18 protein-coding genes are annotated in these 17,980 nt (G+C 40.4%); 11 read left to right on the forward strand and 7 right to left on the reverse strand.

The annotated features are described in order from the left end of the window. Positions 1 to 486 precede the first annotated feature (486 nt). From pflA to pflB, 3 genes are read right to left on the reverse strand one after another with little or no spacing between them, the layout of a single operon-like run. Positions 487 to 1,221: a pyruvate formate-lyase-activating protein gene (gene pflA, locus HBHAL_RS09660; RefSeq protein ID WP_014643210.1), complete on the reverse strand. Its 735-nt coding sequence runs from the start codon at positions 1,219 to 1,221 to the stop codon at positions 487 to 489. 31 nt (positions 1,222 to 1,252) lie between these two features. Then, entirely contained in the window at positions 1,253 to 2,266 is a 1,014-nt protein-coding gene (gene adhP, locus HBHAL_RS09665; protein WP_041601641.1) for an alcohol dehydrogenase AdhP, read from the reverse strand. A gap of 56 nt (positions 2,267 to 2,322) precedes the next feature. Further along, positions 2,323 to 4,575: a formate C-acetyltransferase gene (pflB, locus tag HBHAL_RS09670; RefSeq protein WP_014643212.1), complete on the reverse strand. Its 2,253-nt coding sequence runs from the start codon at positions 4,573 to 4,575 to the stop codon at positions 2,323 to 2,325. Positions 4,576 to 4,862: 287 nt separating this feature from the next. On the opposite strand from pflB, the gene HBHAL_RS09675 reads away from it, so the two are divergent. The 4 genes from HBHAL_RS09675 to HBHAL_RS09685 all read left to right on the forward strand — a co-directional run bounded on the left by HBHAL_RS09675 (position 4,863) and on the right by HBHAL_RS09685 (position 7,711). Then, positions 4,863 to 5,378, forward strand: coding sequence for a GrpB family protein (locus HBHAL_RS09675; protein ID WP_014643213.1), 516 nt, complete (start codon positions 4,863 to 4,865; stop codon positions 5,376 to 5,378). Positions 5,379 to 5,469: 91 nt separating this feature from the next. Then, positions 5,470 to 6,246 (forward strand): SDR family NAD(P)-dependent oxidoreductase, encoded by a 777-nt coding sequence (locus tag HBHAL_RS09680; RefSeq protein WP_014643214.1) that lies wholly within the window; start codon positions 5,470 to 5,472, stop codon positions 6,244 to 6,246. A gap of 158 nt (positions 6,247 to 6,404) precedes the next feature. Continuing rightward, positions 6,405 to 6,761, forward strand: coding sequence for a hypothetical protein (locus HBHAL_RS20385; RefSeq protein ID WP_014643215.1), 357 nt, complete (start codon positions 6,405 to 6,407; stop codon positions 6,759 to 6,761). Beyond that, on the forward strand, positions 6,722 to 7,711 hold the full coding sequence (locus HBHAL_RS09685) for an alpha/beta hydrolase family protein (RefSeq protein ID WP_014643216.1): 990 nt from the start codon (positions 6,722 to 6,724) through the stop codon (positions 7,709 to 7,711). Before HBHAL_RS20385 ends, HBHAL_RS09685 begins: the two co-directional genes overlap by 40 nt. Before the next feature lie 56 nt (positions 7,712 to 7,767). Here the strand turns inward: HBHAL_RS09685 and HBHAL_RS21725 are convergent, their stop codons facing one another. Both HBHAL_RS21725 and HBHAL_RS09690 read right to left on the reverse strand, forming a co-directional pair. After that, positions 7,768 to 7,905: a hypothetical protein gene (locus HBHAL_RS21725; RefSeq protein WP_173380431.1), complete on the reverse strand. Its 138-nt coding sequence runs from the start codon at positions 7,903 to 7,905 to the stop codon at positions 7,768 to 7,770. A gap of 143 nt (positions 7,906 to 8,048) precedes the next feature. Continuing rightward, positions 8,049 to 8,396, reverse strand: a complete 348-nt coding sequence (locus HBHAL_RS09690) for a hypothetical protein (RefSeq protein WP_014643218.1) — start codon at positions 8,394 to 8,396, stop codon at positions 8,049 to 8,051. Positions 8,397 to 8,596: 200 nt separating this feature from the next. Between HBHAL_RS09690 and HBHAL_RS09695 the strand changes: the two genes are divergently transcribed. The 5 genes from HBHAL_RS09695 to HBHAL_RS09715 all read left to right on the forward strand — a co-directional run bounded on the left by HBHAL_RS09695 (position 8,597) and on the right by HBHAL_RS09715 (position 15,683). Further along, a complete protein-coding gene (locus tag HBHAL_RS09695; protein ID WP_014643219.1) occupies positions 8,597 to 9,208 on the forward strand; it encodes a TetR/AcrR family transcriptional regulator in 612 nt (203 codons plus the stop codon). A gap of 33 nt (positions 9,209 to 9,241) precedes the next feature. Next, positions 9,242 to 10,696 carry an MDR family MFS transporter gene (locus HBHAL_RS09700; RefSeq protein WP_014643220.1) on the forward strand — a complete coding sequence of 485 codons (1,455 nt, stop codon included), beginning with the start codon at positions 9,242 to 9,244 and terminating at the stop codon, positions 10,694 to 10,696. Between the two features lie 230 nt (positions 10,697 to 10,926). Further along, on the forward strand, positions 10,927 to 12,441 hold the full coding sequence (locus tag HBHAL_RS09705) for an acyl-CoA carboxylase subunit beta (protein WP_014643221.1): 1,515 nt from the start codon (positions 10,927 to 10,929) through the stop codon (positions 12,439 to 12,441). Between the two features lie 15 nt (positions 12,442 to 12,456). Continuing rightward, positions 12,457 to 14,082: a class I adenylate-forming enzyme family protein gene (locus tag HBHAL_RS09710; RefSeq protein WP_014643222.1), complete on the forward strand. Its 1,626-nt coding sequence runs from the start codon at positions 12,457 to 12,459 to the stop codon at positions 14,080 to 14,082. A gap of 176 nt (positions 14,083 to 14,258) precedes the next feature. Continuing rightward, entirely contained in the window at positions 14,259 to 15,683 is a 1,425-nt protein-coding gene (locus tag HBHAL_RS09715) for an aldehyde dehydrogenase family protein (protein WP_014643223.1), read from the forward strand. A 73-nt stretch (positions 15,684 to 15,756) separates the two neighbouring features. Here the strand turns inward: HBHAL_RS09715 and HBHAL_RS09720 are convergent, their stop codons facing one another. Further along, entirely contained in the window at positions 15,757 to 16,134 is a 378-nt protein-coding gene (locus tag HBHAL_RS09720; protein WP_014643224.1) for an SET domain-containing protein, read from the reverse strand. Between the two features lie 136 nt (positions 16,135 to 16,270). On the opposite strand from HBHAL_RS09720, the gene HBHAL_RS21485 reads away from it, so the two are divergent. Further along, entirely contained in the window at positions 16,271 to 16,474 is a 204-nt protein-coding gene (locus tag HBHAL_RS21485; RefSeq protein WP_145956034.1) for a hypothetical protein, read from the forward strand. 213 nt (positions 16,475 to 16,687) lie between these two features. On the opposite strand, the gene HBHAL_RS09730 is transcribed toward HBHAL_RS21485, so the two are convergent. After that, on the reverse strand, positions 16,688 to 17,269 hold the full coding sequence (locus tag HBHAL_RS09730; protein WP_014643226.1) for a DNA-3-methyladenine glycosylase: 582 nt from the start codon (positions 17,267 to 17,269) through the stop codon (positions 16,688 to 16,690). Positions 17,270 to 17,683: 414 nt separating this feature from the next. On the opposite strand from HBHAL_RS09730, the gene HBHAL_RS21490 reads away from it, so the two are divergent. Continuing rightward, positions 17,684 to 17,839, forward strand: a complete 156-nt coding sequence (locus tag HBHAL_RS21490; protein ID WP_014643227.1) for a hypothetical protein — start codon at positions 17,684 to 17,686, stop codon at positions 17,837 to 17,839. The last annotated feature ends 141 nt before the right edge of the window (positions 17,840 to 17,980 follow it).

A 17,980-nucleotide genomic window follows, 5' to 3' on the forward strand; every position in this document is an offset into this window, starting at 1 on the left:
AGATCCTACATATTTAATTAACTTGCTCATACTCAGAAGAATGATTCTAAGGAGAATTCGTTTCCTTCTTCATCTTGGTTAAGTCCAATTTGTAAAAATGGTAACAGGTTGTTTCAACAGGTTGACTACCTCTTCAAAAAAGTCTCCTAACTGTCTTGAAGGGTCATGGTCTGACGAGTGAAACGCAGTGGCTTTAATCCACCCATAATTGAGCGCAGTTTCGGACTCGACCTTAGTTTGGGCTGATTGCATCCTTTACACAGGAAATGTGTTCCCTTTACTGTCAGTCTGAGTCAAGGTTCGCTTGGAAACGAACTCGCGATGGTTGAGCCACCTAAATTGTTTAAGTTTTTTTCTTATCTTCTTTACACTTTTATTATACCACTACTTCAGTGATCTTGAAAAGGTAATTTGTGTCGTATTTGTTAACGTTTACATTAGCTTGAGAAAACGAAGCAGAATCCAGGCAGGAACCTGCTTCGCTGGTTAGTGAGAGATATGATTTAAAATCTGACGAGCATGGGTCACGTGCTCTTGAGAGGGAGGTTCAATTCCGTCTAGCTTATATGACAGCCCTAGATCCCTCCATTTATAGACTCCCATAAGATGGTAAGGAAGAACTTCAACCTTTTCTACATTGGATAGTGTTTGAATGAAATCAGCTAAGCCATGTAAATATTCCTCCTGGTCATTAATTGTAGGGACCAGTACATGCCGAATCCAAACGGGTACTTGATTCTCAGATAAATAGGTGGCAAAATCCAGAATATGAGCGTTGGAAACCCCTGTTAAATCTTTGTGCCGTTCTTGGTGAATATGTTTCAAGTCAAGCAGCACCAGGTCGGTATAGGTACGTACTTCATCCAGTTTCTTAAGAAAGTGGGGAGCACGATTAAAGCAGCCTCCTGAAGTATCAATGGCTGTATGAACATTCATCTTTTTCAACTCTTTAAATAGTTCGGCTAAAAAATCAATTTGAAGCAATGGTTCTCCTCCGCTCACTGTCACGCCTCCTCCGGTAGCCTTGAAAAAGGGGAGGAAATCCTTAATATCCTGAAGGATTTCCTGGACAGTCATTTCTTTTCCACTCCTTATCTTCCAGGTGTCAGGATTGTGACAGTACTGACATCTAAGCAGACAGCCTTGAGTGAAAATAATGTAACGGAGGCCGGGTCCATCAACAGCTCCACAAGTTTCTATAGAATGAATACGTCCTCTCATGGGATCAGCCTCCTTTCCAGAAATGGGGTGGTTAATCGTTCACTAATACAATTCTTCCATTGATTTTACCTGCTTCAAGCTCAGCAAATATTTCATTAATATCTTCTAATCTTTTTGTCTCAACGATAGTTTTTACTTTTCCTTCAGCTGCAAACTGTAAAGTCTCTTGTAAATCCTTTCTGGTTCCGACAATGGATCCTTCAATACTGACTCCATTTAACACCGTATCGAATATTGGAACTTCCATCGTTTCCGGAGGCAGTCCAACCGCTACGCATTTACCACCACGTTTAACTGCCCTGTAGGCCTCACCGAAGGCTTGTTTAGAAACAGCCGTACAGATAGAAGCCTGGACGCCTCCGATTTCGCGTTGGATAAACTCTGCAGAGTTTTCAGTTAGCGGGTTAATGGTCCTATCTGCACCTAATTGTTGTGCCAATTCTAATTTTTCATCAAACGGATCAACGGCTATAACGTTAAATCCCATAGCCTTGGCGTATTGAACAGCTACATGTCCAAGGCCGCCAATTCCATAAATGGCTACCCAATCTCCAGGATTGGCATTTCCTACCTTTAAAGCCTTGTAAGTGGTCACCCCTGCACAGAATAGAGGAGCAGCTTCAACGTAAGTTAAATTATCTGGAATTTTGACAATGTAATCTGCATGAGCGAGACAGTACTCAGCATAACTGCCATTAACAGAATATCCTGCATTCTGTTGATCTTTACAAAGTGTTTCGCGTCCTGAAAGGCAGTATTCACAGTGTCCGCATGCGGAATAAAGCCACGGAATACCTACCCGATCGCCAACTTTTACATGGGTGACACCGGGGCCGGCCTCTACAATCTCACCGACGCCTTCATGGCCGGGGATTAAAGGAAGGTTAGGCTTTACTGGCCAATCTCCATGGGCTGCATGTAAGTCTGTATGACATACTCCACTGGCTTTAACTTTCACCAGTACTTGGCCATGTTCGACTTTTGGTACAGGTACATCCTGCATTTCTAAATCTTGTTTAAAATCATGCACAACAGCTGCCTTCATTGTATGGTTGAAGTGGGGCATTTTGGTTCCTCCTTATGAGCTCATTCACATTATTTTTATAAGCTGTTATGAAAAGTGCGGGAGATAACATCCTGCTGCTGCTCCCGAGTTAGTTTGATAAAGTTGACAGCATATCCCGAAACGCGAACGGTAAGCTGTGGATATAGTTCAGGATGATCCATCGCATCCATAAGCGTTTCCTTATTAAAGACGTTCACGTTTAAATGATGGCCACCTTTTATGATATAACCGTCAAGCAAGCCTGCGAGATTAGAGTATTGTGTGTCTTCTTCTTTTCCTAAAGCATGAGGGACAATAGAAAATGTATTAGAAATACCATCGAGCGCATATTCAAACGGAAGCTTTGCGACTGAGCTTAAAGAAGCAAGTGATCCGTGAGAATCCCGGCCGTGAAGAGGGTTTGCTCCTGGAGCAAAGGGTTCGCCTGCTTTGCGACCGTCTGGTGTACTTCCGGTCAGTTTACCGTAAACGACATTGGAAGTAATGGTTAAGATGGACTGAGTCGGTTCAGCTTTTCTATATGTGTGATGAGTTTTAATTTTATTCATAAACTGCTTTGTTAGACTTACGGCAATTTGATCAACCCGGTCATCATTATTTCCATATTGGGGATAGTCCCCTTCGACAACATAATCGACTGCCACTCCTTGTTCATCGCGTATCACTTTTACTTTTGAGTATTTAATTGCACTTAAAGCATCAGCTACTACGGATAAACCTGCGATACCGCAAGCCATTGTACGGTGGACATCACGGTCATGAAGCGCCATTTCGATACGTTCGTAGCTGTATTTATCATGCATGTAGTGAATAACATTCAACGTGTTTACATAAAGACCTCCTAACCATTCAAGTATGTTATTGAACCTTGACATTACTTCATCATAATCCAAGTACTCTGTAGTGATCGGTTTGTAAGGAGGGGCAACTTGGATTTTTAACCGTTCATCGATCCCACCGTTAATGGCATAAAGCAGGGCTTTAGCAAGATTTGCCCGGGCTCCGAAAAATTGCATTTGCTTGCCAATTGCCATCGGGGACACACAACAGGCAATGCCGTAATCGTCACCATACCGTTCTCTCATTACATCGTCATTTTCATATTGAATAGAACTCGTCTGAATCGACATTTTTGCACAGTATTTTTTAAAGTGTTCTGGCAGTCTTACTGACCACAGGACAGTTAAATTCGGTTCAGGTGCCGCTCCTAAATTAGTTAACGTATGGAGAAATCGATAAGAATTTTTAGTAACCAGAGGCCGTCCATCAAGCGTAACCCCCGCTAATGATTCGGTTACCCAGGTCGGATCTCCGCTAAATAATTCATTATACTCAGGAGTTCTCGAAAACTTCACAAGCCGGAGTTTCATTATAAAATGGTCTACGAGTTCCTGGGCTTCTTGTTCAGTTAAGAGACCTTCCTCTAAGTCTCTTTCAATATAGATATCAAGAAAAGTAGATACACGTCCCAGACTCATAGCTGCACCGTTTTGTTCTTTAATCGCTGCTAGATATCCTAGATACAACCATTGGAAAGCTTCTTGAGCGTTCTCAGCAGGGCGTGATATATCGAAACCATAGGCGGATCCTAGTTGTTTTAACTCCTTAAGCGCTCTAATCTGCTCACTTGTTTCTTCGCGATCACGAATGATTTCTTCGGTCATAGTGTTTCCCATCAGTAGTAAATCCTGTTTTTTGCCTGCAATAAGACGGTCAACACCATAAAGAGCCACTCTCCGGTAATCCCCTATAATTCTCCCACGCCCATATGAATCAGGGAGACCAGTAACGATTCCAGCTTTCCTTGCAAGTTTCATTTCAGGGGTATAGGCATCAAAAACGCCTTGATTATGTGTTTTCCGATACGTGGTGAAAATGGTTTCTACTTCTTTATCCAACTGAAAACCATAAGATTCTGCTGCTGCGGAAGCCATTCGAATTCCGCCATAAGGCTGTAACGAACGTTTAAAAGGAGCGTCTGTTTGAAGACCTGTCACTTTCTCTACGGATTTATTTAAGTAACCAGGTCCATGGGAGGTAATGGAAGATACGATTGAAGTGTCTAAATCTAAGACGCCGCCATTTTCTCTTTCCAGTTTTGCTAAGTCCAATACTTGATCCCATAAACTTATCGTATCTGCTGTCGGCTCTGTTAAAAACTTCTCATTTCCCTCATAGAGAGCAAAATTCTTCATTATAAAATCACGTACATTAATTTCATCCTGCCACTTGCCAACTTGAAAACTGTGCCATGGATCTCCTTTTTTCCTATCAAAGAGAATCTTCATTTCAAGTAACCACCTTTCTAATTAGAAATTACATAATAGTGGTGAAATATACTTGTGCAATGGTGAGCAATCACTTTCTTACTTTGATTATATACCAACTAATTCCATTAAGAATCTTTTTTTGCAAACGTTCTCAAAATGTTCAATTCTATTTCTGAAGGAGCAGAAGGAATAGGTCCAAGCGAATTTTCTGAAACAGAAAAAGTTAATCCTTTATAATGAAGCTGGACGTCAACCGATGTTTTGGAAACAATCATGTATATACATAGAAATGGAGGGATGGTCTGATGAGGAGGGTGCAAGTCAACTTATATGATGAAACATGGCCTCTCAGATATGAAGCAGAAAGAAAAAAATTAGAGCGGATCTTTCAATCTGAAGTAATCGATATTTTTCATATCGGCAGTACGTCTGTTGCAGGTCTAAAAGCGAAGCCTGTTATTGACATAATGCTGATCGTTAAAGATATAGAACGGGTTGACCAGCGTAATCAACAAATGAGAATGATAAATTACGAGCCCAAGGGAGAGCACGGAATGATAGGCCGTAGATTTTTTCAAAAAGGAGGGAATCAGCGAACGCATCATGTGCATGTGTTTGAGCAGGGAGACTCGAATGTTACCCGTCACCTTGCATTTCGAGATTATCTTTGCTCTCATTCAGAAGTAAGAAAAGAGTATGGAAACTTAAAGCACCGTTTAGCCATGCAGTTTCCTAATGATTTCGATTCATATATAGAAGGTAAATCACAATTTGTGAGCGAGATAGAAAAGAAAGCTATGAAATGGTGTGAGTCTCACTAATTTGAATGACAATTCTATAGCAGTGGTAGGAGTTTATTTATGATCCCATTAAGGAAAACAATTAAAGATACCGCAATATCCCCAATGAGGAGTGATCTACATTAATTTATTTTCAAATCAAGGAAAAGTAGCAATCGTAACAGGTGGAGGAAGCGGCATTGGCTGGGTAATGGCTGAGACGCTAGCCGAAAGCAGCGCCGTTGTTGTTCTGCTCGGAAGAACGAAAGAGAAATTAGAAAAAGCGGCAAGTAAAATAGAAGAGAAAACCGGGGTTCGTACAGACTTAATGGTCTGCGATGTGACGGATAATGAATCGATTAAAATGACAATAGAGAAAATACATAAGGAGTACGGTCAGATTGACATCTTAGTAAATAATGCCGGCACCACCTCACAGGGAACGGTTCATACACTTAGTGAAAATGATTGGAATCATGTGATGGATACGAATTTGAAGTCAGTATTCTTCATGAGTCAGGCCGTTGTTCCTTATATGAAAGAACAAGAGTATGGTCGGATTATTAATACGGCCTCTGTAGCCGGCGATGTGAGTTTGTATTTCAGTTCTGTCTACGGAACTAGTAAAGCAGGCGTAATTCACCTGACCAAACAACTGGCTGGTGAATTAGCGGGGAGTAACATTACAGTGAATGCGATTAGCCCCTGGTTCTTCAAAACAGATTTTAATCGTGAAAAATTGGAGAATGATGAATTTAGATCTATGATTGAAAACAGGACTCCTATGAAGCGACTCGGTCAGTTAGAGGAACTCAAGACATCAATTCTCTACTTTGCTTCAAGAGGATCCAGTTATACGACAGGCCAGAATATGTTTATCGATGGAGGCATGACGACCTTCGGCTTGTAAAATTCTGTTTTCATAGAACTGGAAGGATTACTATCCTTCCAGTTTTTTGACGTCCTTAAAAAGAATGGAAAATATAAAATGTTTGAGGTAAAATAAATTCATGTTAGAAAATTCTGACATTAATTTCATAACTAACCAAATAAGGGAGGAAGCAGAGTATGGGTTTACGTATGTTTACATGCGTGGCGGTTTTTTTCGTGGTTTTATTTGGGTTTTACGGAGAGAGTTCAGAGGCAGCAGAAAGTACGAGCTACTTTGTAGATAAGGAAAAACTGCCATTTGATGCACCTAGTGGGATAGAAACAGATAGGTATTGGGGTGTACATAGGGGAGCAGGTTATAGAATTGAAGTCCCTGAAAAATGGAATGGGGAGCTTGTTCTTTACGCTCATGGGTATCGAAATGCAGAGGTTAAAGAGTTAACGGTAGATAATCCAGAAAATTTAAGGAAATACCTTCTGGAAAAAGGGTATGCGTGGGGGCGTCCAGCTATAGCACCAATGGTTATGATGTGAAACAAGGAGTCATAGACACCCATGCTCTTGGAAAGTTCTTCAACGGAAAAATCGCGAAGCCGAAGCGCACTTATATAGTGGGGCATTCTATGGGGGGACATATTACAGGGGTTCTAATTGAACAATTTCGCAATGAATATGATGGAGCCATGACTATGTGCGGTGTGATGGGGGATAACGAATTATTTGACTTTTTTGCAGATTTTAATCTTGCTTCCCAGGTTCTAGCAGGAATCGACCCTATTTTCCCAGCGGGAGAAAACTATCAAACCACTGTAGTTCCTAAAATAAAACAAGCGATCGGGCTTAATACAGGCGTACTGACTTCAGAAGGAGAAATGCTTCAAGATCTAACGATGTATTTATCAGGCGGTGAGCGGCCCTTGTTCGATCTTGCGTTTTCAAGCTGGAATAATTTTCTATTTACCCTATACCGATCGGACTTCTCCTATGGAACACCAGGCAATATCATCGATAACACAGATTCTATCTACCAACTTGATTCCAATTCAGAATTATCGGTGGAAGAGATGTACTTAGCTGAGAAGATACCTGAGATTACTGCTGACCCTCAAGCTCGAAATAAGAATGGGCTTTCAAAAATACCTAGAATATCAGGGGAACTTCATCAGCCTGTACTTACACTTCATACTTTAGGTGATCTATTTGTACCTTTCTCTATGGAACAGTTATATGCTGAGAAAGTAGCTGCAAATGGAGATTCAGATTTACTTGTCAGCAGGGCTGTTCGAGCTGTAGGTCACTGCGAGTTTACTCCCGCAGAAGAAACAGAAGCTTTTGCTGATTTAACAGATTGGGTTGAAAACGGAATAAGACCTGAAGGTGATGCTATATTGGATCCGGAAGTGGTTAGTCAGGCTGATTTTGGAATAAAGTTTACGAATCCTATACGTATGTATGATCCGCTATTCTCATTAAATGAAGAATAATTTCAAAAAACAGTCAGCATAATGCTGACTGTTTTTTTATCGATAGAGAATGATGTTTAGTTCTCATTATCCATGTTCCTTAAATCTGAAAGACCTTTTTTATCTCTGGATCCTCGACCATTCATCACGCTGTATGCTGCAAAACCAATACCAATTGAACCGGCCAGCGGCCACCATTGTACATTTCTTCTCATTAAACTCAACTCTCCCCTTTAACACTTGGCTTTTCAAGCCTTTCCTATTATGAATAGGGCAGGCTTGACTTATGTGTGGGAACTTTTCTCATACCCAAGGAGAGATATTGAATCCATGAACACGTTGTACAAAAAATCTGTGCTTATTGATCGCGTCTTTCTTCAGAAGGCTCTTCATCTACGTCTGGTTCTTCCTCATCCATATTAAAAGGAGTGTCTCGTTCACCAGGCTCCCTTACATCACGGGGGTCTGCTCCCATGTCTGGTCCGCGATTCTCATTCATACGATTCTCATCCATACGACCGTTATCCATACGGTCATCCATACGATCGTAATTCATACGGTTTTGATTGTCTCCATAACGCATTGGGTCGTAATTTACGTCCTCAGGCTGGTTATTCATCTGATTATCGTCGTCCATTGCACAAGCAGTTAGAAGTCCAGTAGACATAACGATAGACAACGCTAATAACATTAATTTCTTTTTCATGTCGTAACCTCCTTTTCTCAATTAGTTTGAAGCATATTTAATATCTGCACATTCACCCATTTTTACTCGTAACTTTGATGAAAACTACATGAATATGAGTCCTTACAGTCCGTTTCTTGACATATGACACAGTGTCACTTATAGTGGCTCTTGTGCTGAATGTGACATGGTGTCATTTTGTTGAGTAAGGAGTTAGAGGAATGCCTAAACAAACATTTTTTAATTTGAACGATGATAAAAAAAATAAGCTGGTTGAAGCTGCGCGGGAAGAGTTCTCACGTGTGTCTTTATACGAGGCTTCTATCGCCAATATTTTAAAGAGAGCTGAGATTCCACGAGGGAGTTTTTATCAATATTTTAGGGATAAGGAAGATGCTTTTTTCTATTTGTTAAATGAGCATGCTGAAGAACGTCATAAGAATTTTATTGAAAACTTAAAGGCGTTTAACGGAGACCTGTTTCAAGCGATGACAGAGGTTTATAAAACGGTTTTCCAATTCTCAAGAGAAAACGGGAATAGTAATTTTATCAGGAATGTACTAATGAATATGAATTACAAAATTGAACATGCGTTTACAAAAAATTTAACGAAGCAGAATATTGAACACCGTTTCCATGATATTTATCAACTCGTAGATATGGAAGCTCTTCATGTTTCTAATGAAAAAGAATTTTATCATCTAATGCAGATTCTCATTGCGGTAACGTTTCATAATTTAGTTCATTGTGTATCCAATGAATTCTCAGAGACGGAATCGCTGGATAAATATATTTCTGAACTCAGTTTATTAAAAAAAGGACTTGTTAAATAATCGTCATCTATTGAATGGAAAGAAGGAAATTATATGTCTAATCAACAAGGAACAGGACCGGAAAATATAAATAAAGTTCCATTGATTATCGTACTTCTCTCTGGTGCTTTTGCTGCAATATTAAATCAGACGTTACTAGGAACGGCTTTGCCTCATATAATGAGGGATTTGAACCTGGAAGCCAGTACAGCTCAGTGGCTGACATCCATTTTTATGCTGGTAAATGGGGTCATGATTCCCATCACTGCTTTTCTCATTGAACGTTTTACTACTAGAAAGTTATTCCTTACAGCGATGGGTTTATTTGCAGCTGGAACGCTTGTGTGTGCAGCAGCCCCCAATTTCTCTATATTAATGCTGGGACGAATTATCCAGGCTTCTGGTGCTGGAATTATTATCCCGCTCATGCAAACCATTTTGTTCCTCATATACCCTGTTGAAAAACGTGGGTCAGCAATGGGAATGTTCGGACTGGTGATCTCATTCGCTCCAGCCATCGGACCTACTCTATCCGGCTGGCTCGTCGAACAGTTCCCATGGAGAAGTTTATTTTTTGTTATATTGCCAATTGTAATTATTGATTTTATTCTTGCTTACTTCATATTAAAAAATGTAACCAAGCAGTCATATCCGAAACTGGATGTATCCTCCATTATTCTTTCCTCTTTAGGGTTTGGAGGACTGTTATATGGATTCAGTGTGGCCGGCACAAACGGATGGGGGAGTCAGCAGGTACTTATATCCATGGTAGTTGGGGCCGTTACATTGACGATGTTTATCCTTCGTCAGTTCAAGTTGAAACAGCCGATTCTTGAATTCAGGGTATTTAAGTTCAATATATTTACGCTTACGACAGCACTCGGGATGGTCGTATTTATCGCCATGATTGGAGCCGCCACCGTGCTGCCCATCCTGATGCAGGATATGCTGGGGTACAGTGCACTCGAATCAGGACTGGTGCTCCTGCCAGGAGCCTTAATTATGGGATTTATGAATCCAATTACAGGTAGACTTTTCGATAAGTTTGGTGCAAGATGGCTTGCTATCATTGGACTGTTTATTCTCACCGTTACGACATTTATGTTTGCAGATTTAACACCGCAAACGTCTCTAACCTATTTAACAGTGATTAACGCGGTACGCATGCTAGGTGTAGCGATGGTGATGATGCCGGTAACAACGGCTGGTTTAAACCAGCTTCCATCACGCTTAATTGCTCATGGTACAGCAATGAATAATACAATGCGTCAGGTTTCAGGTGCAGTAGGAACAGCACTTTTAGTCACAGTAATGACGACCGCGGCGCGTCCCGGAGAAGGAGTAGAGGGACTTGTTCATGGGGTTAATGTTTCATTCATTGTAGCAGGGATCTCGGCCATCATAGGTCTTGTTCTTTCCTTCTTTATAAAAAATCCCAGGAGGGACAAGGAAGACCACAATGAAACCACAACGAATGAAAGTGAACAGGATGTTGCTCAAAGCTCATAGTTGATTTAAAAAAGCGCAGATTCGGTTCTGCGCTTTTTAAAATTAAGCGAATTAGTGAATCCTACCTTGCCTTTATGGTGGGTAGATACGTAAAACGCTAATAACTTAATAAAAACAAAAATTAACTATATTGAATTTTCAGAAAAGTATATTTATACTTGAGTTAGTGTTATTGTGCATTTTTTAAATCTTACATACCTACTGGTCAGTATTTACAAAAGGAGGAAGCTATGGAAAGGAATACAGAAATACTTAGAGAAAAAAAGAGGGAAGCTCAGGAACATCGAGGAAAAAAACAGACGTCTTATAGTGCGAGGGAAAGAATTGATCTGCTTGCCGATCAAGGATCTTTTCTTGAATTAGGAGCTTTGGCTCATTCTCCGGTTTCTGGAATGGAGGAACGCACCCCTGCTGATGGTCTGATTGGAGGAATTATCCGCGTCGATGGGAGAGAGGCAGTTGTACAGGCGATGGATATATCGGTATTGTCTGGTACGGAAGGGGAAGTTCATCTTAGAAAAAGTGAATTCTTTCACTCTTATGCAAAAAAAAGAAGACTTCCACTTTTTAATTTATGTGAAGGCGGAGGCTTAAGAATGCCTGATGGAATGGGCTCTGACGGAATTAGCGATAAGCTGTTTCCTTCCAGTCTGTTAGACCATGGCCGTGAAAGTCCAATTATGACAGCGATTCTGGGAGAAAGTTACGGCGGTCCGACGTGGATGGCTGTGACGTCAGATTTTGTTACACAAGTAAGAGGGACAAGTATGGCTGTAGCTGGTCCACGTATGCTGGAGATTGCAAGTGGAGAAGAGATGTCCGCTGAGGAGCTCGGGGGTCCGGATATGCATGCCGTTTATACTGGGCAGATTGATCATATTGCTGAAGATGAAAAAGAAGCGATTGCTGCATTAAGAAGATTTTTCAGTTATATGCCTTCAAACGCTGATGAAACACCTCCCAGGAAGCCACCCATCGATTCTGCTATGGAGCACTGCAATTTGGAAGAAACTGTGCCTTCCAATTTAAGGCGGGCTTACGATATGCAATTACTCATTCTGGGTTTATTTGATAAAGATTCATTCATGAATTTTCGACCCTTTTATGGTAAAGCTTTGATGACTGGACTGGCTCGATTAAACGGTCGTGTAACAGGAGTGATTGCAAGTCAGCCTCTGCATATGGCAGGGGCATCAGGACCTGAGGAATGTGATAAAGCCGTGGACTTTATCTGCCTCTGTGATTCTTATCATATTCCACTCATTTTTCTTCACGATACACCTGGATTTAGAATCAGCAGTCGCGCTGAAAAACAGAAAATGCCTGCAAAAATTATGAATTGGAATACAGCTTTAGCCAAATCAACGATACCTAAATTTTCAATCATTATCCGAAAGAGCATAGGAGCTGCGTATGGAAATATGTGTGGACCAGGAATGGGGGCAGATGTAGTAGCAGCTTGGCCATCAGCTGAAATAAATTTCACGGGTCCGGAAGTAGGGATTAATGTCGTATATGGAAAGCACATAAGGAAGGCTGAACGACCTGAAAAAGAAAGGTCTAAATACCTTGAGCAATGGAACTTTGATAGTTCCCCCTATAAGGCTGCAGGGAAATTCTTATTAGAAGATATTATTGAGCCAAACCACACACGCTCTTTTTTAATACGTTTTCTAGAATCGTCGGGAGCTTCAGGCGATTTAAAAAGTAAAAGGCGACTGGCTGACTGGCCTATGTCTCATTGAGGAGGGATGGAAGTTATGAAAGAACACTTAAAATCATCCGCAGGCGCAAAGCTGTACAGTAGAGGGAAAAAACCTTTATTTCATTATCTGCAGCAGCATGCTGAAGAACGGCCTGAAGATCCTGCGTACTTCTACTATGGAAGCAGTATAACGTGGCGGGATTTATTCAATCAGGTTCAAAAAGTGGCAGGATTCTTACGGCAAGCGGGCTTTGAAAAAGAAGATCGAATAGGATTATTTATGCAAAATAGTCCCCAGTACATTATTGGTCATTACGCCATCCAGTATATTGGAGCTGTGGTCTGTCCGCTTAACCCTATGTATAAAGCTAATGAGCTTGAATATCTAATTAAAGAAGTTGATATGTCAGGTATGTTTGCGGGAGGGGAGCTCCTGTCGGAAGTACGTAAGGTAAATGAACATTTAAAGCGTATTATTGTAATTCGTTATAAAGACTTGATTCCTGATACTCCCAGTTGGACGATTCCAAAAGATCTTAATAGTCCGGCTCTTGAACTTAATCCTAACGAAACAATGTGGGAAGAGATTATGCAGGAATCTCAATCATGGACCTATCCTGAAGATGTAAAGCTTGAAGACACAGCTCTGCTTGCCTTTACATCTGGCACAACCGGCCGTCCAAAGGCAGCCATGTTAACTTATGAAAATGCGCTGTACAAAACAGCAGCGGCTGTAAAGGTTAATCAAGTAGATGAAAAAGAAACATGGCTTGCTGTCATGCCGCTATGCCATATTGCAGGGATGGTTATGGGGGTTAATATACCTGTATACACTGGCGCGCCATGTGTACTGTTTGCTCGGTTCGAGCCCATGTCGATATTTAAAGCCCTTCGTAAGTACTGCGTTACCGTATGGTATAGTATTGCGCCGATGAATGATGCTATTTTGTCAATTGCCGAAGAGAATCAATTGGAGGACTTGAAGCTGAATCTATGTACAAGTTTTGGCATGCCGGTTACAGAGAACTTAGCTGAGAGATGGAAGGTAGTCGCACCTAACTGCAAGTTATTTGAAGCTTCATATGGGTTAAGCGAAACCCACACGGTGGATACCTATATGCCACAGGATAACATCAAATTCGGTTCTGTTGGTGTCCCGATCAGGGGGACATCGATCGAGATTTGCGATCCAGCAACTGGTCAGGTACAGAGAGCTGGAAAATCCGGCGAGATTGTTATTCAAAGTCCGGGAGTATTTAAAGGTTACTGGGGAAGGCCGGAAGCTACAGCCGAAAGTCTTTCCAATGGGTGGCTGCGTACAGGAGATATTGGCTATTTGGATGATGAAGGATATTTGTATTTTCAAGGGCGCATAAAAGAAATGATTAAATCGTCAGGTTTTAGCATATTTCCTGAGGATGTCGAAGCTTTACTGAAAGAACATCCGGCTATAGGACAGGTTGCTGTGATCGGCGTTCCTGACGAACATAAAGGGGAAGTTGTGAAAGCTTTTGTTATACCAAAGCCAGAGATAGTAATAAACGAAAGTGATTTAAAATTCTGGGCTAAAGAAAACATGGCTGCTTACAAGATACCTATGTACGTGGAATTTCGTAACTCGCTTCCTCAAACCGGTTCCGGTAAAATACTAAGAAGAGTTCTGAAGGATCAACAGAATTAAAGCATGTACAAAGATGAAATATGCAGTCTTAACGGCATGTTGTGCTGCTTTCACTCCAGTTTTCAAATTTCTAAGATGTTTCGATTTGATAAATAAAGGATATATTACGCTATACGAAAGATTAAAATCTATTTTATTGATCATAAATTGAAAGATGAAAAAAGGAGATATGAAATATGCGGAATCAATTAAAGCATTTTATAAACGGTGAATGGGTAGAATCAACAGGCTCTGAAACCTATGATGTAATAAATCCAGCTACGGAAGAAGTAATAGGAACAATTAGTATGGGTACAGAAGAAGATTTAGATAAAGCTGTAGCTGCAGCAAAACAAGCACTTCCTTCATTTTCTCAAACTTCTAAACAGGAACGTGTAGAAATGCTGGAACGAATTGCTGCAGAATATGAGAAACGTAAAGATGATATTATTGAAACCATAACGGATGAGTTAGGATCGCCTCAGAAGATTTCAGAAAAAGTTCATTACACAATGGGCTACAATCATTTCTCACAAGCGGCAGAATCATTGAAGGATTTTTCTTTCATGGAAGATCGCGGTGGTCATACAGTAGTTAAAGAAACCATAGGTGTAAGTGGTTTAATTACGCCTTGGAATTTCCCTACCAATCAAACTTCGACCAAGATTGCCAGTGCATTTGCGGCAGGCAGCCCGGTTATCTTAAAACCAGCAGAAATGACTCCATTTGCTGCTATTATTTTAACAGAAATCTTTGAAGCAGCAGGAGTTCCAAAAGGTGTATTTAACTTAGTTAATGGCACAGGGGAAGTTATAGGAAATGGGATCAGTTCACACCCTGATATTGACTTTGTTTCCTTTACTGGATCAGGAGCTGTAGGGAAGAAAATCATGGAGAATGCTTCTGAAACTATTAAGAATTTTGCGCTCGAACTGGGAGGTAAATCTCCACTTGTTGTGTTGGAAGATGCTGATGTCGAAGTCGCAGCAAGAGCAGCCGTTAATCATATTGCAACGAACACAGGTCAAGTATGCTCAGCTGCTACAAGGGTGCTTGTTCCTAGTAAAATGAAGAAGTCTTTTGAAGAAGCTGTGCTGAAAGTTCTACCTGAATTCCCTGTAGGGGATCCAAGAGAGGATAACCTGATAGGTCCGTTGATTTCCAAGAAACAGTGGGATACCGTGCAGTCCTATATTGAAAAAGGTCTAGATGAAGGTGCATCTCTATTAACGGGAGGAACCGGTAAGCCGGATGGGCTTGACCAAGGCTATTATGCCAAACCTACCGTATTTACAGATGTTCAAAATAATATGGTAATTGCACAAGAGGAAATCTTTGGGCCAGTAACCACTATCATCACATATGATACGCTTGATGAAGCTATTGAAATTGCTAATGAAACTATTTATGGTTTAGCTGGTTACGTAATAGGTAATGACCCGGAAAATCTAAGAAAAGCAGCAACTGGAATTCGTGCAGGTCGTATCAAAGTGAACGACACTGAAGCTGATTTTTCTGCTCCATTCGGAGGGTATAAGCAATCCGGAATAGGAAGAGAATGGGGCGACTATGGTATTGAAGAATACTTGGAAACCAAAACTATACTTGGATTTCCTTCTTAAATTGAAATTATGAGGTGTTAAGGCACACCTCATAAGTAAAGAGGCACCCGGATTACTGGGTGCCTCTTTATTATTACTCTTGATCGAACCATAACGTGTCCTGGATATCTACTGAACCATTGTAATTAATGTGAATTTCTTCATCAGCTTTAATATCCCGGTAAGCATAGAAGTCAAACGTATCGTTATCAAAGTTAATGACATAGTTCGCGTTCGGCTCATAGGAATGGTTAAACATCATGCCGTACCCCAATACGAATGCTGTATGGTTTTCGCCGTACTCAAACGCATAATCAGCCAGCCGGGTTTTTTCTATATGAACATGTTCCTCATTAGGATAAGGGATAACAGGAGCCTGATGAATGAGTGTATTTTTCGGGATATCCTGATTCGCGAAGACACCTCTGTTTAATTCTTCATCCGTAAGTGTAGAAGTTCTAATTTCAATCATGGGATCACCTTGCTTTCTTTTCAAGATCTAACTTTAACTATCTAAGCCTGACAGAAGTGTGGATGTAAATCAAATGACCAAAAATTCTGTAAAATTAATAGTTAAAGGAAAATTGAGGAAAAAATGTGTTAAACTTGTGAAAATAAAATCTTACAAAGGAATTGATAGTATGAAGATTTCAACTTGTCTATTGTTAATTATCTTCGTTATGCAGCTGTCCACTCTCATCAATAGTACGGTGTTTGATGGAGGGGGGAGCGGTGTCTTGCTTGCCGTACATACCACTTCATTTGTAGCAGCAATTGGGTTTTATGCGCAGATAAGGAGCGAAAATGGCTAATCTCAAAGGTAGCCTCTATGAATAGGGATCCACTTTTAATTAATCTATTGATTTACAAAAAGTAATGGTTTATGAACGAAGCATTTTTGCTGAGGGGAGAGGTTACCCTTTACTTAGGGTGAAAAACGATAGCGCCGTTATTTCAAAATACTTTCATAAGAAAACACACCTCATACAAAGGTGTGTTTTCTTATGAAAGTATTGGCTTAAACGTTATCTGGAAATAAACCTGTTTTCTGTGATCCAAAATCTCCACGGATAGTCACGGGCTTCTCCAGAGTTGTCAATACCGATTCGTTTCCCTTGGGAAATATGTTCAGGGGAAAAGCCTTTTTTGATATACAGTGGTGATTGGTCCAGAGGATGTCCATAGTCCGATTTGATAATCCCTAAGGCTTTCGTTAATTTTCCGGGTCCATTTGTAAAGTCCTTTTCTTTTTTATCTCCTCTTCTTTCCTGTATCAGGTCCAAGCCTTCTTTGGGTTCGACCGCTCTAATTAAAACGGCCTCCGGGTGGTTTAATTCACCGCTTACTACATTCACCAGACAGTGTGTATGCATAACGTATGTGTAAACATAACCAGGCAGGCCAAACATTACTTCCGTTCGCTGCGTCCGCTTATTGTTAAAACTATGAGCTGCCCTGTCAACCGGACCAATATATGCTTCTGTTTCTACAATATATCCAGAAGCCGTGCCTTTCTCCGTTTCTTTAACTAATTCACAGCCCAAAAGAGATTTTGCTAGCTCTAAAGTAGGCTGTTCATAAAATTCTGCAGACAAAATGCTCATCATTGACCCTTCCTCTCCCAATTACGATTAGACATGAAGTTCATCAAATATATCATAAACCAGCCCTTTATTTCATTCAAAACTTCATAAATTGAAAAAGTGAAAAGATAAATATTTCAAATAAAGTTCATCTTTTAGGTTTGAACAAATATGGTGTGGGGATTCACTCAGCTATTTGGAATTGCCGTTAATATTCATTTCATTCACATTTACGGCATTCTTTTTGCAATAGAAGTTATAATTATGCTTACTTTCGCTTACTTTAAGCCGAGGACTAAGGCGTTTAAGTTTTATAATAGCCCGAAGATTAACATGACGCCATGGAAGTAGAGTTTAGCTACTTCCGTTATATTAATTGCAAGTATAGGCGCCACTTATATAGTTTTTTCTCCTATTGGTGTACCCTATTCGGGAGGGATGGTCTTTCCTTATTTCTGGCCGGTATTAATCGGTCTTGTACTTGCAACTATTGGGTTAGTCATACTTTCCATTAGAAAGTGGCAGAAAAAGTATGCAGATGTATTAAGCTATAGTGAGGATAAGGATGAAAGACCAATAGAAAATGTTCAGTAATCAGAAGCTCCCTATTAAGGGAGCTTTTTAAATGAAAAACCATGGCTTAGAAAGGTAATGTTTAACACAAGTTTATTTCGGTAACATACATTTTGAAATCGAAATAAAATTGGAAGAGTTAGAATATATTTAGGAGGCTAG

Origin of the sequence: Halobacillus halophilus DSM 2266, from assembly GCF_000284515.1 — a bacterium.
GTDB lineage: Bacteria > Bacillota > Bacilli > Bacillales > Halobacillaceae > Halobacillus > Halobacillus halophilus.

Excerpts from the sequence above, each read along its gene's own strand:
- pflA (WP_014643210.1), bottom strand. The coding sequence starts at position 1,221 with ATGAGAGGACGTATTCATTCTATAGAAACTTGTGGAGCTGTTGATGGA.
- adhP (WP_041601641.1), bottom strand. The coding sequence starts at position 2,266 with ATGAAGGCAGCTGTTGTGCATGATTTTAAACAAGATTTAGAAATGCAG.
- pflB (WP_014643212.1), bottom strand. The coding sequence starts at position 4,575 with ATGAAGATTCTCTTTGATAGGAAAAAAGGAGATCCATGGCACAGTTTT.
- HBHAL_RS09675 (WP_014643213.1), top strand. The coding sequence starts at position 4,863 with ATGAGGAGGGTGCAAGTCAACTTATATGATGAAACATGGCCTCTCAGA.
- HBHAL_RS20385 (WP_014643215.1), top strand. The coding sequence starts at position 6,405 with ATGGGTTTACGTATGTTTACATGCGTGGCGGTTTTTTTCGTGGTTTTA.
- HBHAL_RS21725 (WP_173380431.1), bottom strand. The coding sequence starts at position 7,905 with ATGAGAAGAAATGTACAATGGTGGCCGCTGGCCGGTTCAATTGGTATT.
- HBHAL_RS09690 (WP_014643218.1), bottom strand. The coding sequence starts at position 8,396 with ATGAAAAAGAAATTAATGTTATTAGCGTTGTCTATCGTTATGTCTACT.
- HBHAL_RS09695 (WP_014643219.1), top strand. The coding sequence starts at position 8,597 with ATGCCTAAACAAACATTTTTTAATTTGAACGATGATAAAAAAAATAAG.
- HBHAL_RS09700 (WP_014643220.1), top strand. The coding sequence starts at position 9,242 with ATGTCTAATCAACAAGGAACAGGACCGGAAAATATAAATAAAGTTCCA.
- HBHAL_RS09705 (WP_014643221.1), top strand. The coding sequence starts at position 10,927 with ATGGAAAGGAATACAGAAATACTTAGAGAAAAAAAGAGGGAAGCTCAG.
- HBHAL_RS09710 (WP_014643222.1), top strand. The coding sequence starts at position 12,457 with ATGAAAGAACACTTAAAATCATCCGCAGGCGCAAAGCTGTACAGTAGA.
- HBHAL_RS09715 (WP_014643223.1), top strand. The coding sequence starts at position 14,259 with ATGCGGAATCAATTAAAGCATTTTATAAACGGTGAATGGGTAGAATCA.
- HBHAL_RS09720 (WP_014643224.1), bottom strand. The coding sequence starts at position 16,134 with ATGATTGAAATTAGAACTTCTACACTTACGGATGAAGAATTAAACAGA.
- HBHAL_RS09730 (WP_014643226.1), bottom strand. The coding sequence starts at position 17,269 with ATGATGAGCATTTTGTCTGCAGAATTTTATGAACAGCCTACTTTAGAG.
- HBHAL_RS21490 (WP_014643227.1), top strand. The coding sequence starts at position 17,684 with ATGGTCTTTCCTTATTTCTGGCCGGTATTAATCGGTCTTGTACTTGCA.